Annotated in this window: 12 protein-coding genes; 11 read left to right on the forward strand and 1 reads right to left on the reverse strand. The window is 66.7% G+C overall.

The window, feature by feature from the left end; genetic code table 11:
- The 3 genes from IPK69_08285 to IPK69_08295 all read left to right on the forward strand — a co-directional run bounded on the left by IPK69_08285 (position 1) and on the right by IPK69_08295 (position 3,621).
- Positions 1–1,752, forward strand: a complete 1,752-nt coding sequence (locus IPK69_08285) for a hypothetical protein (protein ID QQS08006.1) — start codon at positions 1–3, stop codon at positions 1,750–1,752.
- Positions 1,753–1,923: 171 nt separating this feature from the next.
- A complete protein-coding gene (purE, locus tag IPK69_08290) occupies positions 1,924–2,469 on the forward strand; it encodes a 5-(carboxyamino)imidazole ribonucleotide mutase (protein QQS10448.1) in 546 nt (181 codons plus the stop codon).
- A 30-nt stretch (positions 2,470–2,499) separates the two neighbouring features.
- Positions 2,500–3,621 (forward strand): 5-(carboxyamino)imidazole ribonucleotide synthase, encoded by a 1,122-nt coding sequence (locus IPK69_08295; protein QQS10449.1) that lies wholly within the window; start codon positions 2,500–2,502, stop codon positions 3,619–3,621.
- Here IPK69_08295 and IPK69_08300 read toward each other — a convergent pair whose 3' ends face one another.
- Positions 3,622–4,668, reverse strand: coding sequence for a flippase-like domain-containing protein (locus tag IPK69_08300; GenBank protein ID QQS08007.1), 1,047 nt, complete (start codon positions 4,666–4,668; stop codon positions 3,622–3,624).
- Positions 4,669–4,748: 80 nt separating this feature from the next.
- Here IPK69_08300 and IPK69_08305 point away from each other — a divergent pair, with 80 nt between their 5' ends.
- The 8 genes from IPK69_08305 (at position 4,749) to IPK69_08340 (ending at position 13,381) form a co-directional block, all read left to right on the forward strand.
- On the forward strand, positions 4,749–5,555 hold the full coding sequence (locus IPK69_08305) for a polyphosphate kinase 2 family protein (protein QQS08008.1): 807 nt from the start codon (positions 4,749–4,751) through the stop codon (positions 5,553–5,555).
- A 158-nt stretch (positions 5,556–5,713) separates the two neighbouring features.
- Entirely contained in the window at positions 5,714–7,648 is a 1,935-nt protein-coding gene (locus tag IPK69_08310; protein QQS08009.1) for a PAS domain-containing protein, read from the forward strand.
- Positions 7,649–7,670: 22 nt separating this feature from the next.
- Positions 7,671–8,006: an STAS domain-containing protein gene (locus IPK69_08315; protein QQS08010.1), complete on the forward strand. Its 336-nt coding sequence runs from the start codon at positions 7,671–7,673 to the stop codon at positions 8,004–8,006.
- Entirely contained in the window at positions 8,003–9,826 is a 1,824-nt protein-coding gene (tadA, locus tag IPK69_08320; GenBank protein QQS08011.1) for a Flp pilus assembly complex ATPase component TadA, read from the forward strand. The genes IPK69_08315 and tadA overlap by 4 nt, the downstream gene beginning before the upstream one ends.
- Complete coding sequence (locus IPK69_08325; GenBank protein ID QQS08012.1) at positions 9,823–11,061, forward strand: type II secretion system F family protein; 1,239 nt, start codon at positions 9,823–9,825, stop codon at positions 11,059–11,061. Before tadA ends, IPK69_08325 begins: the two co-directional genes overlap by 4 nt.
- Positions 11,058–12,143 carry a hypothetical protein gene (locus IPK69_08330; GenBank protein QQS08013.1) on the forward strand — a complete coding sequence of 362 codons (1,086 nt, stop codon included), beginning with the start codon at positions 11,058–11,060 and terminating at the stop codon, positions 12,141–12,143. Before IPK69_08325 ends, IPK69_08330 begins: the two co-directional genes overlap by 4 nt.
- Positions 12,144–12,146: 3 nt before the next feature.
- Positions 12,147–12,791: a hypothetical protein gene (locus tag IPK69_08335; GenBank protein QQS08014.1), complete on the forward strand. Its 645-nt coding sequence runs from the start codon at positions 12,147–12,149 to the stop codon at positions 12,789–12,791.
- A complete protein-coding gene (locus tag IPK69_08340) occupies positions 12,788–13,381 on the forward strand; it encodes a hypothetical protein (GenBank protein ID QQS08015.1) in 594 nt (197 codons plus the stop codon). The genes IPK69_08335 and IPK69_08340 overlap by 4 nt, the downstream gene beginning before the upstream one ends.
- Positions 13,382–13,411: the final 30 nt, after the last annotated feature.

Raw genomic sequence — 13,411 nt, forward strand, 5'->3', positions numbered from 1 at the left:
GTGAAACACGCGTTGGTGGCGACGATTCCGGCTGCGGCCGGGCTGGCGATTGGTCTCTCGATGGTTCTGGGTGGCGTGGCCTTTGGTCAGCCCGGCTCGGGGCGCTTGCCCGATCCGCCGGCGCCGAAGGTGGAATCCACCTCGGATCGGCCCGAGAACTTCTCGGCGTTCCTCGAGGCGTATGAGCGCAGCGGGAGCCCTCGGCTTCTCGTGACGGGTGACATCGTGGGGATCGGTGGCACGCCGTGCAAGGCGCTGCACGACGACGCGCTACTCTCGACGCTGGGGTCGCGCCTGGAGGGGTATTTCCAGGATCCCGCGATCACGCTGGTGAACGCGAGCGCGGCGGACCTTGTCTCAGCGGTGGCACAGAATGAACTTGCCCGCAACGACGAGCGGGCGGCGGCGAAGATGGTCGGGCAGAAAGTAAAGGCCGACGTGGTGGTGTACGTGCGGCTTTTGGAGCAGCACCACGCGAGCGCGCCCTATCGCGCGTCGTACGAGATTGTGGACCTTCGCCGGGGCACGACGATCGGGACGCACAGTTGGGACATGGCGCCGGATCCGCAGTATCGCGGCGAGTTCACGACGTATCGGCTCGCGGACTATGCCAAGGCGATCGCGCGGCGGGTCGCGGGTGATTACGCGAAGATGAACCCGGTGTCTGGTGCGGCGGAGGGGCGCCGGTTCTCGATCACGCTCGTGGGGGACTATGCCGACGACGATTTGGCTTCGTTCCGCGACGCGATGCGCTCGGTCGCGGGCGTGCGCGAGGGGAGCGTTCGCCTTCGCGAGGAGGACAAGGGGTACGGGCGTGCGATGGCGGAGTTCGACCTTGCATACGCGGGCGATCTGATCGATCTGCGGCTGGACACGCGCCATGCCGTGGTCGATGCGATGGCGATGCAGGCGGAGATCCTCGGCTCGTCGGAGGGGAAACTCTCGCTGCGGCTGGACCCGCTGAGCCTGAGCGATCAGGAGCGGCTGCTCGTGGGCGGACCGATGACGGGCCGGAACCGTGCGGCACGCGAGGTGTTGTCGTCGGCGTATGCCGGCGCAGGGTCGCCCTCGATAGCGTTCGTCGTCAGCCAGGCGATGGTGGAGAAGGAGGAGTCGCTCGTAGATCCCTCGGCTCCGACCGGCTCGGCGACGGCGCTGCAGTCGGGGGACGGCGTGAACATCGTGATCGGTGAGCGCGTCGGGCTGGGCGGGTCGCTGGGGCTCTTGGGCGGCGACCCGTTCCTGGAGCGAGTGATCGATCGCGAACTGAGCGATCGGCGCACCGAGCGGAAGCAGGATGCCGTGATCGACACGATGGCCTTCGAGAACCGGCTGGTCGAGCGGTTCGTGCAGTTGGGCTTGACGCCCCGTGACGTGTCGGCGGCGCAGAGTTCGCTGGAGAAGGCAGGGTCGCTGGCGGGCCACACGTGGACGGACCGGACGCTGGGCTTTGAACTCGCGAAGGAAGCGAAGGCCGACGTGGTGGTGAGCGGCGTGGGGCGATTGGTGCGAGATCGCTCGACCGGCGAGCCGGTGCGTGTCGTGTACACGTTGCGGGCGTATCGCGTGGCGAGCGGCGACGTGCTCGCGGCGGCGACGGTCGAGCGGAAGATCACCGGGCTCGACGACGCGAATCGCTCCATCGACGAGATGGCGGCGGAGGCGACGGGGAAACTGACGACACAGTTGTCGGCGCGGTGGGCGGCGAATCCCGTCCAGGGAGAGACCGCGGAGGTCCCGGCGAATCCGTGACAATCGGGCGGGAAGCCGCGTGAGATTGATTCGTCCCGGCGATCTGGTGGGAAGCCCCCTGGATCGCCGGTTTTCTTTTTGCGGGCGTTCAAACTACGCTGTGCGACCGGGGATGTGAGGGCGTGGTCCATTGGAGGTGCCGAGTTGACCAAGAGTCGTTCGAAGAGTCCGCTGCCGCCGATCGTGGGCGTGATCATGGGTTCGCGTTCGGACTGGGAGACGATGCGTCACGCGAGCGATGCGCTGGCCGCGTTGGGCGTGTCGCACGAGTGCGTGGTGGTGTCGGCGCATCGCACGCCGGACTGGCTGTTTGAGTATGCCGGCGGTGCAGAGGAGCGTGGGCTGCAGGTGATCATCGCCGGCGCGGGCGGGGCGGCCCACCTACCGGGGATGGCGGCGTCGAAGACGACGGTGCCCGTGCTGGGCGTGCCGATCGAGAGCAATATCCTGCGCGGGATGGACTCGCTGTTGTCGATCGTGCAGATGCCCGCGGGCGTGCCTGTGGGGACGCTGGCGATCGGGCGGAGCGGGGCGGTGAACGCGGCCTTGCTCGCGGCATCGATCGTGGGGGTGTCGAACGCGGACGTGCGCGATCGGCTGCGGGCGTATCGCGAGCGACAGTCGCAGTCGGTGCTGGCGCACCGGGATCCGTCGATTCGTCTCGAGGGCGAGGCGCCGGCGCGGAAGCCGACCCGACGGAAGCGATCGGCGGACTAAGCCCCAGAGGCGGAAACCGAGGGATCCATGCTGATCGGCGTGCTTGGCGGCGGGCAGTTGGGGCAGATGATCGCGCTCGCCGGGCTGGCGATGGGCCTGCGGTTCCGGTTCCTGGATCCGAGCGATGAGGCGTGTGCGGCGGCGGTCGGTGAGTTGCGCGTCGGGTCGTTCATCGACAGCGCGGCGATCGATCGATTCGTGCAGAACCTCGACGCGGCGACGTTCGAGTTCGAGAACGTGCCGGTGTCGGCGTTGCACCAGGTCGCGTCACGCCGCCCGACGTATCCCTCGGCAAAGTCGCTCGAGGTGGGGCAGGATCGGGGGAAGGAGAAGGCGCTCTTCGCGAGCGTGGGGCTGGACGTGCCGAGGTATGTGCTGTCGCGCACGCCGGTGCAACTGGAAACGGCGATGGAGGCACTGGGGCTTCCTGTGGTGGTGAAGACAGTGCGCGAGGGGTACGACGGGAAGGGGCAGCGCGTTGTGCGTGACGAGGCGTCGATGCGGTCGGCGATCGAGGCGTTGGGGAACGCTGAGGTGATCGTGGAGCGGATGGTCTCGTTCCGCCGCGAGGTATCGCTGATCGGCGTGCGCTCGGTGACGGGGGAGATGGCGTTCTATCCGCTGACGGAAAACATCCACCAGTCGGGGATGCTTCGGGTCTCGACGCCGCGGGCGGATGATCCGCTGCAGCCCGAGGCCGAGCGCGTGGGGCGGGCGATCATGGAGTCCTTGGAGCACGTGGGCGTGCTGGCGATCGAGTTCTTTGTGGAGCGCGACGCGAGCGGGAAGGAGCGGCTGCTGGGGAACGAACTCGCGCCGCGCGTGCACAACAGCGGGCACTGGACGCAGGATGCGAGCGAGACGAGCCAGTTTGAGAACCATCTCCGCGCGATTCTGGGGTGGCCATTGGGGCGGACGTCGCTCACGCGGGCGTGCGTGATGGTGAACATGATCGGGCGCGTGCCGGGGCGAGAAGAACTGCTTGAGGTTCGTGATGCGCGTGCGTGGCCTCGGATCCACGTGTATGGGAAGGCGAGCCGGGCCGGCCGAAAGGTCGGGCACGTGAATGTGGTGGGCGAGTCGTTGTCGGCGGTGGAGTCGCTGGTCACGGCGCTGCGGGCGGTGACCCTGCGGGCCGAGGCCATGGCGTGATCAGCGCGGCACACGCGGCTGGAAGAGGCGGTTCGGTCCCAGGCGGGCGATGCCCAGGCCAGCGCCGACGAGGAAGGCGATCGCTTCGGTCGCGGTGACGAGAAGTGCAACGCGGGCGAACTCCTTGGCGCCGCCCACGCCGAGGGTCGCGGCGAGGAAGACGATGGCGCCCTCGCGCGTGCCGAGTTGCCCGCTGGGGCTGACGATCCCCGCGAAGAACCCGGCGGAGGCGAGGACGAAGGCGTCGGCGTAGGAGAGCGGCTCGCCGAGGATCTGGGCGGCGGTGGTGTATCGGGCGGCCTGGAGGGCGATATCGACGATGCGGAGGGAGATCGTGCCCGTGACGGTGGCGGGGGACATGAGCATCGCCGTGCACGCGTGGATCTGGGCGAAGTGCTCAGAGCGGACGATCCGCTCGGCGAACCCGAGGCGCGTGGCGCGAGCGAGGGCGGCGAGACGGTCGAGGCCCTGGACGCCGGCGAAGTATCGCGCGACGAGGACGACGCACGTGCCGAAAACGGTGAGGAACCCCACGCCGACGGCGAGTCGCACGAGTGGTTCGGCGTGGCGTGTGAGATAAGCAGTGAGCGTGATCGTGCCGAGGACGGTGAGGAGGATTGCGGCGATGGCGGCCATCCACGCTCCGATCAGGAGCAGGGGGAGTCGATCGCGTTTGGAGTGAGTGGTGACGCGGAAGATGACACTGAGTTTGAAGGGGAGATAGTTGAGGAAGGTGGCGATGGCGTTGATGGAGATGGTGTCGAGCGTGTCGATCTTTCGAACGGGGCGGATGGTCTGGTGGAAGACGAGGCCGTTGGCGATGAGCGTGCCGAGGGAGAAGGCGAGGAGTGCGGCGATCTGGCCTGTGGTGGCGTGGCGGAGGCGCTCGAGGCTCTGTCGGCTGTCCTCGCCGCCGAAGGCCTTGGAGATGCACCACCACAGGAGCGCCAGGCCGACGACGAAGCCGAGCGCCTGGATGATGAACTTCAGGCCGCGGCGCGGGGGCGGTGCATCGGCGTGCGGAGTGGTGTCGGGTGTGCCGTCCATGGCGGGGTCAGTATAGTGATCGGCGTTCGCGGGTCGGGCGATGAGTCGGCACGCGTCGGATTGGCATGAAGGAGGCGTGAATGTTCGACATCGACGACTTCCGCGTGAAGCCTGGATCCAAGGTGGACCTCAAGAAGATCGACCCGGGGACGACCAAAGGCCTGAACAGGGACGAGGGGGAGGATCTCCTCAAGAAGAACCGGAAGAAACTGGATGATCTGCAGTATTTGCTGTACGCGGAGGACACGCGGTCGATCCTGCTCGTGTTACAGGCGATGGACGCTGGAGGCAAGGACGGGACGATCCGCGACGTGTTTGAGGGCGTGAACCCACAAGGGGTGCACGTGACCTCGTTCAAGGCGCCGTCGTCGGAGGAGTTGGAGCACGATTACCTGTGGCGGATCCACAAGGCGACGCCGAGGCGGGGTGAGATGGGGGTCTTCAACCGGTCGCACTATGAGAGCGTGCTGGTCGAGCGGGTCAAGGGTCTGGCGCCCGAGCACGTGTGGAGGCCTCGATACGCGCAGATCAACGCGTTCGAGTCGCATCTCGCCGCGTGCGGAACGATGATCGTCAAGTGCTATCTCCACATCAGCAAGGAGGAGCAACTCGAGCGATTGAAGCGACGGCTGAACGACCCCAAGCGCCAGTGGAAGATGAACCCCGCGGACTTCGAGGAGAGGAAGCGGTGGGACGCGTACATGGAGGCCTTCGAGGACGCGATCGAGTTGTGCTCGACGGCGGCGTGTCCGTGGTACATCGTGCCGTCGGACTGCAAGTGGTATCGAAACGCCGTGATCTCGACGATCCTGGTAAAGATGCTGGAGAAGATGGATCCGAAACTGCCGCGGATGGCGATCGACCCGAGTTTGTTCAAGGTCGAGTAGCGTTATCGGGCGATGGATACACGCCCCAGGCGAAGTGAGACGCGTGGAATCGAACGGATGGTCCCGCGGGCGGCGTTCGTCGGGGGTTGCGCTTCACGACGGCGTACTCCCAGCCGATATCCGCAGAGTCCGGAATCACCAGACTCGCGAGGTATCCCGTGTCCGAGAAGAACAGCACACAGAACCAGGGGTTGGCGCCACGCCGAGCGTTTGTCGCGCGGGGCGACTCGGCGTCAATTCTTGCGTCGTCGCTTTACGGCGTGTTGCTCGCGATCATCGTCGTGGCGGGCGTCGTGTGGTCGCTGGGGACGCAGCGGCTCGAGCGGGCTCGTGCGGATCGCGACGGCGCACGGCGCACGGTCTCGCTCCTGACCGAGTCGGCCGTGGAATCGCTCTCGGACCCGACACCGTCGAGTCTCTCTTCGCTCCGATCGCTCGTGGTGCGCGTGGTGGCGGACTCGGGTCTGGAATCGTGCTCCATCTCGCTGGCCGACGGGACGACGATCGCGTCGTCGCTTCCCTCGCAGATCTCGCACGACAGCGAGGAGAAGGTGCTCGCGGGTTCATGGCTGGGGAGCGCGAGCGACGAGGCGGACGGGGCGTCGATCGGTTTCTTCTCGGTGCCCTCGTCGGTCTCGATCTCGTCGAGCACGGTGGTGCCGGGACGGGGCGGGATCCGGGTGCAAGCCCAGCGATCGATCAGCAGTAGTTGGATCTCGAGCGCGACGTCGGCGTATGGCACGCTCGGCGGCGGGCTCGCGGCGGCGGCGGGGTGGGCAATGGTCTCGTGGTTCTATCGGCGACGGACGCGAGCCCTGGGCGCGATCCAGCAGGCGCTGCGCGCAATGGAGCGCGGGTGCGATTCCGCGTCGGAGGCATCGATCAGCGACGCGTTCGGGGCCGAGGCGGTCGCCTGGAATCGGCTGCTCACCGAGCGTGAAGAACTGAAGGAGTCGATGCTCCTGAGCCAGAGCGATGGTCCCACGGGCGGAAAGATCGCGGCGTCGGGCGACTTGGGGAGCGCCTGCGACGCGCTCTGGCTTGGGCTCGTGATCCTGGACTCGAAACTCTCGATCAAGTATTGCAACGGGGCGGCGGCGGTGCTGCTCCGCACCAAGCGCGAGGAGATCGTCGGGCAATCGATGAGCGAGATCGTTCGGGACAAGGCCGTTTCGGGCATGATCGAATCGATCGCGACTGGCAAGAATCGGCAACGCACGAGTGTCGAGTCTCGGCGCGAGGCCTTTGCGAACGAGGCGGTGGGGCGAAGCGGTGGTGTGGCGAGCGCGGCGGTCCTGAGATTCACCGCTCGGCCTCTGCGTTGCGACGAGAGCGACTCGGTGATGGTCATCATCGAGGACATCACCCAGCAGCGGATCGCCGACGAATCGCGCAACGCGTTCGTCGCCCAGGCGAGCCACGAGTTGCGCACGCCCCTGACGAGCATCCGCCTGTATGTCGAGACGCTGCTGGAGTCTGGCGAGTCGGACCCGGCGGTGCGATCGAAATGCATCAATGTCATCGGGACGGAGGCGCGTCGATTGGAGCGGATCGTGGGCGACATGCTCTCGGTCGCGGAGATCGAGGCCGGGGCGCTCAAACTCCGCGTGGGCGACGTGCGGCTCGACGCGCTCTTCGAGGAGATCCAGAACGACTACAAGATCGCCGCGGAAGACAAGGAGATCACGCTCACGTTCGACCTGCCGCCCAAGTATCCAGTGCTGCAGGGCGACCGTGACAAGTTGTCGCTGGCGATCCACAACGTGATCGGAAACGCGATCAAGTACACGCCCGTGGGCGGGAAGGTCACGGTAACGGCGAACGAGACGGACGGGCGCTTCCAGGTTGCCGTGTCGGACACGGGCCTGGGGATCAAGCCCGAGGAGCAGGAGTTGATCTTCGAGAAGTTCTATCGCGCCAAGGACAAGCGCGTGGGGACCATCTCCGGCTCGGGGCTTGGGTTGGCGCTCGCGCGTGATGTTGTGCGGCAGCACGGTGGGGACATCTCGGTCAAGAGCGAACTCGATCGCGGGAGCACGTTCACGATCGCGGTCCCGCTCCCGGAGACGCAGGGACAGTCGATGGCGGCGTGAGAGTGGGGAAGGAGGAGCGTCGATGGACATCCAGGAGCAGAGACAGGGTGCCGTTACGGTGATCAAGCCGTGCGGCCCGCTCGCGCTCGGTGACGCGGACCAGTTCAAGACGACGCTCCTGGACGCGATGTCGCGCAGCCTCGGGCGCCTCGTGATCGACGCGACGGCGATGGCGTATGTGGACAGCCGGGGGCTGGAGGTTCTGGTCGAGGCGAGCGACGAAGCGTCGCAGGGGGGGCACGCGCTGCGTGTCTTTGGGTTGAATGAGACGGTGCGCGAGGTGCTGGAACTCACGGACCTGACGGGAAAGTTCGAGCACTTTGAGGACGTGACCCAGGCGGTCCGGAGTTATCTGTGAGCCAATCGACGCCGAACGAGCACGATCACACGAACGCGGGCCAGCCCGCGCCGGGTCGTCGTCTGCGCTTCGGCGAGATCCTGGTGCAATCGGGCGAACTCACGAAGGAACAGTTGGAGCGGGCGCTGCGCGAGCAGACTCGGACCAACCGGATGCTGGGCGAGTTGCTCGTCGAGCAGGGGATGATCTCGAGCGCGACGCTGGTGCGGGCGCTGGCGATGGCGTTGGGCGTCAAGGGTTGCCAGTTGCGCCACGGGCTGATCGATCCGGGCGTCCTGGCGCTGGTCGGGGCCGAGGAGGCCGAGCGACTGCGGGCGATCCCGCTCTTCAAGGTGCACGGCGACATCACGGTCGCGATGGCCGAGCCGCAGAATCTTCCGGCCATCGATCGGTTGCGGCAGTTGACGGGTTGTCGCGTGCGTCCGGTGCTGGCGCTCGAGTCGGAGATCCTGGAGTTTGTGCGGAAGTATGCGGCGGGCAACGTGGACGTCGATGCGTTCCTGCGGAATCTTGAGTCTTCGGATGTCGAAGTTGTCGAGAAGGAGTCGGTCGATGAGGGTCCCCTCACCGAGATCGACACGCAGATCGCGGGGAGCCCGATCGTCAATCTTGTGAACGTCGCGTTCCTTCGCGCCGTGAACGACAAGGCGAGCGACATCCACATCGAGCCCGACTCGTCGCATGGCGGGAAGGCGACGCGGATCCGCTATCGGATCAATGGCGTGTTACGCGACCTGATGCGCCCGCCGCCGGGGATGCACTCGGCGATCGTCTCGCGCGTGAAGGTGATCGGGAAGATGGACATCGCCGAGAAGCGTCTGCCCCAGGAGGGTCGCGTGCGGATCATCGCCGAGGGGCGCGAGATCGACCTGCGTGTCTCGACGATCCCCACGCTGCTGGGCGAGAAGATCGTGGTGCGCATCCTTGACAAGAGCAACCTCAAGGTGCGCATGGAGGACCTGGGCTTCCGCGACGAGACGCTCGCGAGTTTCCGTCGGGCACTCGAGCAGTCGCACGGGCTCTGCCTCGTCACCGGCCCAACGGGGAGCGGCAAGACCACGACACTCTACTCGGCCCTCGATCTGCTGCGCTCGCCCGAGGTGAACATCGTGACCGTCGAGGATCCGGTCGAGTACCAACTCGAACTGGTGAACCAGATCCAGGTCGTCGAGGCGATCGGGATGACCTTCGCGAGGGCGCTGCGGAGCATCCTGCGTCAGGACCCCGACATCATCATGGTTGGGGAGATCCGCGACCAGGAGACCGCGAAGGTCGCGGTGCAGGCGGCGCTCACGGGGCATCTCGTGCTCGCGACACTGCACACCAACGACGCACCCGGAGCGGCGGCACGACTGATCGACATGGGCGTTGAGCCGTATTTGCTCTCGAGCGCGTTCAATGGCGCGGTGGCCCAGCGCCTGACGCGGACGATCTGCTCGCACTGCGCGACGAAGTATTACCCGGCGGAGCAGGTGCTGCGTGACGCGGGGATCTGGACGGAGCAGGAGGCCAAGGCGCCACGCGCATTCCGTAAGGGTGCCGGTTGTCCACACTGCTACGACAGCGGATTTCTTGGGCGCTGCGGCGTGTATGAGGTCTTCGAGGTCACGCCCGAGACGCGTCGCATGATCCACAACGCCCGCCCCACGCACGAACTCCGCGAGGCGATGCGTCGGCACGGCGTGCTCACGCTGCGAGAGGAGGGCGTGCTCCTGGCGATCGCGGGCAAGACGAGCCTGGAGGAAATCCTCCGCGTCACGCAGGATGATGATGCCGAGACGAGCAAGCCGCAGCCTGAGGATGTGAGGGAGGCGGCATGAGGTTCACCTACCAGGGCTTCGATGCCGCCGGCAAGGCGGTGAACGGGCACGTCGACGCGAGCGATCGGCACGAGGCCGGCGAGGTGCTGCGCCGCCGCGGTGTCTTTGCGACATCGATCGACGATGATGGCACGGGTGCAAAGGTTACCTTGCGAGGACCCGGCGGAGGCAAGAAAGGCGGCACGCGCGAGGTCGCGACGCTCCTTCGGGAACTCTCCGTGCTCGTCGGCTCCGGGACGCCCGTCGTCGAGGCGCTCGGCTCGCTCGAGCGCCAGATCGGGCCTGGCCCATGGCACGACACAATCGCGGAGGTTCGATCGAGCGTTGAGGAGGGCGCCCAGCTCTCCGACGCGATGGCGAGGCATCCTGGCACATTCAACGGCGTGGTCCGTAGCCTCGTGGCGGCGGGCGAAACGGGCGGACGCCTCGACGCGATGCTCGATCGTCTCGCGAAACTCGTGCGTCAGCAACTCAAGGTGCGGACGACACTCATCGGGGCCATGGTGTATCCGACGGTGCTCATCGCGATCTCGATGTTCGTGCTGACGATTCTTGTGGTCTTTGTGATGCCCCGGTTCCGCGGGCTCTTCGAGACGCTCCAGACGCCACTCCCGCCCACGACCAAGTTTGTGATGGGCGTCAGCGATCTCGTCCGCGGGCAATGGCCGATCATCCTGGGTGTCCTTGTCTCGGCGGTCGTCGGGGCGACGATGTACCTCAAGAGCGAGGCCGGGAAGCGGTTCCGAGACACCGCCATGGTGCGCCTGCCGCAGATCGGCCGTGTGACGCGGAACTTTGCGACGGCGAGGATCACGCGCGTGCTGGGCGTCTTGCTCGAGGGGCACGTGCCGATGCTCGAGGCGATGGCGCTCACGCGCGAATCGGTGCCCAATCGTTTGTATCAGGATGTGATGGCGAGGGCGGAAGACGCCGTCTCTCGAGGCGAGTCGTTCAGCAGCGTGCTGCACGAGTCGGGCCTGTTCGCACCATCGGTGGTCGAGGCGATCCGGACGGGCGAGAAGTCCGGGAAGATGAGCGGCGTGATGCTGCAACTCTCGGACCACATGGACGAGGACAACGAGGTGCTCATCAAGACGGCGACGGGCCTGATCGAACCGCTGATTCTTCTGCTATTGGGTGTCGTCGTCGGCATGGTGGCGCTCAGCATGTTCCTGCCGCTCTTCGATCTGGCGGGTTCAACAGGCTCGGGCGGCGGCGGAGGGGGTGGCGCATGACACGATTTGCTCTTGGGCCCACACGCGGGCCGATCGGTTTGGCGATCGATGGGTGCCTGGTTCGGGCGGCTCAGGTGTCACGTGGACGATCGGGAAAACGCGTCCTGACGACGGCCACCTCGTTCCCGCGTCGCTCCAGCGAATCACCAACGAGTGGCGAGATCCTCGAGATCTTCGGCATTTTGGAGCGTCACGGGTTCCGCGGCTCCGAAGTCGCGCTGTGGTCCGGGCATGCGCCCGTGGTCAGCCAGTTCGTGGACCTGCCGCCGAGGAACTCTGGTGCCCCGATCGATCAGATCGCGCGGGGCGAGTTGTCGCGGGCCAATCGTCTGGATCTGTCGTCGTTCGAGATGGCGATGTGGGACCTGCCGGAGATCGGTGGGCGATCGCGGGGCGCCGGTTCACAGTCGATGGCCGTCCTCCTTCCGCACGCAGAGGCGGATCGGGCCGTGGACGCCTTTGTCGACACCCCCTTGATCGTCCGTTCGCTCGAGCCGTTGTCAACGGCGCTGGCGCGAGCCGTGGCGCCGGCGATTCCGGCGGGCGTGGTGCTGGCGGTGGTGTTGCACGTGGGCTGGAGCGCCTCAACGCTCACGGTCGTGAACCTCGAGCCCGTGGAACGCCGGGCGATCGTGGTCTATGAGCGGCGACTCGGCGAGCATGGGATGGATCGACTGGTCAGCGACTCTCGCGCGTGGCGAACGGGCGGGATGACGGCGGTTCGCGCGTGCCTTCGGCGATTGTCGCGCGACGAATCGCCCCCCTCGGGCCCGAACTTCACCGATCTGCGTTCGAGGACCACGACCTACATCAACGCCCTGACCATGGAGTTGGAGCGTTCACTGCAGTTCGTTCAGCGCCGCTTTGCGCCGCTCGAGGCGACGCAGTGCATCCTCGCGGGGATGTGCGAGGGTGTTCGCGGGCTTTCGGAGCGGATTACGTCGCACCTTGGGCTTTCGGCACGCGCGGTCACGCCGCTCGAGGTCATGGAAGTCGATCCGGCGGTGCACTCGATCGCCGGCTCGCCCGAGATGCTGCTCCCCCTGGGCCTGGCGCTCGGGTGGGGCGGGGAGGGGATGTAAGCCATGGGCAAATCGAACGGCGTCAACCTGTTGTCCCCACGCCTGCGTCGAATGGCGGCGATTCGCCGTCGGACGCGCCTCTGGGCGACCGTGCTCGGCGGCTATGTCGTGCTCGTGCTGGGCGCGGGGGGATCGTTCGCGGCGCTCGATTCGAGCGGGCCCGACCTCGCCGCGCGCCTCAGGGACGCGCAGGCGCGCCTCGAGAGCGCCAAGGCCGAGTTCACGCGCTCGGCGGCGGCGCTCAACACCGAACGCCGAAAGGTCGAGGCGGCGAGCGTCGTCTCAAAGCATCCGGACTGGTCCATCGTGCTCGGATTGCTCGCGCGGTCCTGCTCGCCCGGACTTTCGCTCACACGCATCGACCTCTCGCGGCTCGAGGAGCGCGGAGCAGACGACGCGACCCGCGGCTCTGCGAAGAACGCCGCGGCCTTGGGGGGCGGCTACTCGATCGGCGTGCAGGGCACCGCGCCGACTCAGGCCGACGCCACGTCGTACGTGCTCTCTCTGGAGCGGTCGGGCGTCTTCGACCGGGTCGAGATCGTCGAGGCCCGCGCGATTCCCGGGCAACTCGTGGGCGCCACGTTCCAACTCCGCTGCGTGCTCGTCGAGAACACGGCGGCATCGCCGTCCTCGGAGGGCAAGCCATGAAAATGACCATCTTCGACGCGACGTGGAAGATCGATGCCGCCGCGTTCGCCTTTGCGGGCGTGCTCGCCGGGGTCGTCTACATATTCACGCTGCAGCCACGGCTCTCGGCAAGCGCCGCCGAGAGCGAGTGGCGCAGTCGCCTGACCGAGACCATCAGCGAGGCGGAGTCGAAGGAGGCGAGCACACGTCAGACCGTGGGTGAGGTGCAACGCCTGCGCAGGGTGACGGCCGAGGTCAGCGTGGAACTCCAGTCCACCTCGGACCTCAACAGCCACATCGCCGCGGTCAGCACGATCGCCCAGGAGCACCACGTCCAAATCAACGAGATCCGATCGAGCCCGCCTGTGCCCGTTCCCGGACGCCGGCATGTCGTCGTCCCCATCGATCTCGGCGGCGTCGGGGCGTTTCCGGACGTCGTCTCGCTCGTCGCGCTGCTCCATGAGAAGCATCGCGACACGTCCGTCGCCACCTTCACGATCGAGCACGTCGTCGTGGACGGCGTCGACCTCGCCGCCTTCCGGTTGGGCCTCAACTGGCACGCTATGAACGATGCAGGCCGCACACCCGCGCCCGCCTCACCCGGAACGTGATCGCGGGTCGACTTTTCGCTTGCTTTGGAG

This window comes from Phycisphaerales bacterium, from assembly GCA_016699835.1.
Classification (GTDB): Bacteria; Planctomycetota; Phycisphaerae; order Phycisphaerales; family UBA1924.

What these genes read in the sequence shown, in the direction of transcription:
- IPK69_08305 (QQS08008.1), top strand. Translation starts at nt 4,749, where the DNA reads ATGTTCGACATCGACGACTTCCGCGTGAAGCCTGGATCCAAGGTGGAC.
- IPK69_08335 (QQS08014.1), top strand. Translation starts at nt 12,147, where the DNA reads ATGGGCAAATCGAACGGCGTCAACCTGTTGTCCCCACGCCTGCGTCGA.
- IPK69_08300 (QQS08007.1), bottom strand. Translation starts at nt 4,668, where the DNA reads ATGGACGGCACACCCGACACCACTCCGCACGCCGATGCACCGCCCCCG.
- IPK69_08315 (QQS08010.1), top strand. Translation starts at nt 7,671, where the DNA reads ATGGACATCCAGGAGCAGAGACAGGGTGCCGTTACGGTGATCAAGCCG.
- IPK69_08330 (QQS08013.1), top strand. Translation starts at nt 11,058, where the DNA reads ATGACACGATTTGCTCTTGGGCCCACACGCGGGCCGATCGGTTTGGCG.
- IPK69_08340 (QQS08015.1), top strand. Translation starts at nt 12,788, where the DNA reads ATGAAAATGACCATCTTCGACGCGACGTGGAAGATCGATGCCGCCGCG.
- IPK69_08325 (QQS08012.1), top strand. Translation starts at nt 9,823, where the DNA reads ATGAGGTTCACCTACCAGGGCTTCGATGCCGCCGGCAAGGCGGTGAAC.